Genomic DNA, 2,576 nt, shown 5'->3' on the forward strand with positions numbered 1-2,576 from the left:
GAGATGGAGAGCGAGGCGCCCACGCCCATATTGCGCAGATACTCGATGTGAATCGGCGAGACAGCCCGCAGCATCGACATCGACAGGTCCAGGGGGCCGCCGCTGGGGCCGAGCGCCGGGCGGACCTTGGGGGTCTCGGCGTCAATGTCGGCGATGATCCGCAGCCAGCTGCGCTCGTAGAGGGCGCGGGCCTGCCTGGGAATGTCGGAGGCGGGATAGCGCTGACCCAGGAAGGATCCGATGCCGGGCCGCACCGACTCGGCGATCACCTCGCCGGCGCCGTCCTGGTCGAAGCGGTAGACCATGACCCGATCGAACTCGGTCAGGGCGCGCACCTGGCGCGCGGCCTCGTGCACGATGTCATCAATGGTCTTCCGCTCGGCCACGCGGTTGGACATGGAGCGCACGGTCGAGGCGGCCTCCAGCGAGGACTCCGCGCGGCTGGGCTCCGCCTCGATGACCAGGAGATCACCGGAATAGTGGACGGCCACATCGAAGGGCTCGCCACCGGCCCGGAGCGGCAGGTTGAACACCCGCTCCACCGAATCGGCGCCGCGCATGATCTGCAGTCGGCCGCGGATTTCGTGCACGGCGTGGCCGTCGAGCACCTCTGTGAGGGAACAACCGATCAGGTCCTCGGCGGCGTCGCCGAGAAAGGCCCGGATGTTGTCGGAAGCGTGCGCCACCATCCACTGGCCGGTGACCGCCAGCAGGAAGCCAAATGGCTGAATCTCGCCCAGCAGGTGGATCGGTTCGCGATCACAGTTCGTCAGGTCAACATCGGACAAGGCCGCGAAGAATCCAGTTCCAGGGGGAGGGTGAAACGCCCGGGGAGGCGTCCGGCGGGGAGCTTCACCGGTAATAGAATAGCAAATCGGGTCCCAGGTCTGTCGGGTAACGAACGCTTTTGAGGCTTCCGCTCAGCCGGGCGGCGGGGCGGCGGTCTTGAATCCGGCCTCGAAAGCTTCGAATACCCCGCGGGCTCCGTCAATGGCTGCATGGGTCTGAGCGGGGTCCAGGGCGCGACTGTCGAGCCACTCCAGGAAGGTCCGCCACAGGGGTGCGCCTTCGCCATGCGCCAGATAGGCGCTGGGGGCGCCAGGCTGCGCCTCCGCCAGCCGCCGACGCAGCAGGATGCCCCCCAGGCGCGAACCTTCCAGGACATAGAGCGCGCCCACACGCTCCGCGGCGGTGGCGGGCGCTGGGATGCGAGAGGGGTCTGGCGCCTCAAGACCGAGTTCGGCCAGATCGGACAGCAAGGCCGCCGTGCGACGCCGTTCCGGCCAGTACGGGGGAAGATCCTGCGGCGGGGCTGCGTCCAGAGCCGCCTCCAGCGGCGGCAGCACCGCAGCGTGCGCCAGCAGGAAGGCGCCGTACCCGGCAGGATCGGCGAGATCGAAAGCGCCGCCCAACCGGTCGACACGGTCGTGATCTTGGCGCGTGGCTGCGCGAAGGGTGGTTCTGAGATTCATGGGGGATCTCAAGTCCAATGGGTCGCCCAAACACCAATGCACGGACGGCGAACAGGTCGCCATCCGTGCTGGAGACGTGAGCAGAGCGCGATCCTAGTCGATCGGGCTCCAGGCCTTGGGGGCGCCTTCGCGCTTGGGGCCGCGGAAGCGATCGCCGCCGCCGGCCGCCTTGGCGCCCTGGGCCGGCTTGGCGCCGTCACGACGGGGCTGACCACCGCCACGGCCTTCGCCGCCACGGTTCTGGTCGGGACGCCGATTGCGGCTCTGGCGCAGGGCGGCCGGAACGTCGTTGCGCGGATCGCGCGAGCGGCCCGAGGCCTGACGGGGTTCCTCCGGGGTGACCTCGGCGATGGCCTTGGTCATCAGGGCCAGAGCCTTGTCGTTGCGGCGGTCGAAGGACGGGATGGTCTGGCGCGTCACCTTCTGGATGTCGCGCAACAGGTTGCGTTCGTCATCGGCGCAGAACGCGATGGCCGAGCCGTCGGCCCCGGCCCGGGCGGTCCGCCCGATCCGGTGCACATAGGCCTCCGGCACGTTGGGCAGTTCGTACTGCACCACGTGGCTGACGGCGTCGACATCGATGCCGCGGGCGGCGATGTCGGTGGCCACCAGGGCGCGGATCTTGCCGGCCTTGAAGTCGGCGAGCGCGCGCTCACGCTGGCCCTGGCTCTTGTCGCCGTGGATGGCCGAGGCTTCCACGCCGCCCTGTTCCAGGCTCTTGGCCACCCGGTCGGCGCCGCGCTTGGTGCGGGTGAAGACGATGACGCGCTTGAAGTCCTTCTCGGCGAACAGCTCGGCCAGCAGGGCGCGCTTGCGGGTCTGTTCGACGAACAGGACCTTCTGGCTGATGCGCTCGACGGTGGTGGCCTGGGGCGTCACCGAGACCTTGAGCGGGTCCTTCAGAAGCTCGCCGGCCAGCTTGCCGATCTCGGTCGGCATGGTGGCCGAGAAGAACAGGTTCTGCCGCTGGGCGGGGATGTGCTTCACGATGCGGCGGATGGGCACGATGAAACCCATGTCCAGCATCTGGTCGGCCTCATCGAGGACGAAGGTTTCGACGCCCTGCAGGGTGACGGTCTTCTCGCCCAGATGGTCGATCAGGCG

General features: G+C 68.6%; 2 protein-coding genes and 1 pseudogene. All 3 read right to left on the reverse strand.

The genetic code is table 11. From position 1 onward, the window contains the following. A pseudogene (locus tag V7702_RS16685) lies at positions 1–788 on the reverse strand (HWE histidine kinase domain-containing protein); the annotation flags it as partial. A 132-nt stretch (positions 789–920) separates the two neighbouring features. Further along, positions 921–1,472, reverse strand: coding sequence for a biliverdin-producing heme oxygenase (locus tag V7702_RS16690; RefSeq protein WP_335651202.1), 552 nt, complete (start codon positions 1,470–1,472; stop codon positions 921–923). Between the two features lie 93 nt (positions 1,473–1,565). Next, positions 1,566–2,576: DEAD/DEAH box helicase (locus V7702_RS16695; protein WP_335651203.1), on the reverse strand; the 1,011-nt coding region annotated here is incomplete at its 5' end.

The sequence above is a fragment of the Phenylobacterium sp. genome (assembly GCF_036963605.1).
Classification (GTDB): Bacteria; Pseudomonadota; Alphaproteobacteria; order Caulobacterales; family Caulobacteraceae; genus Phenylobacterium.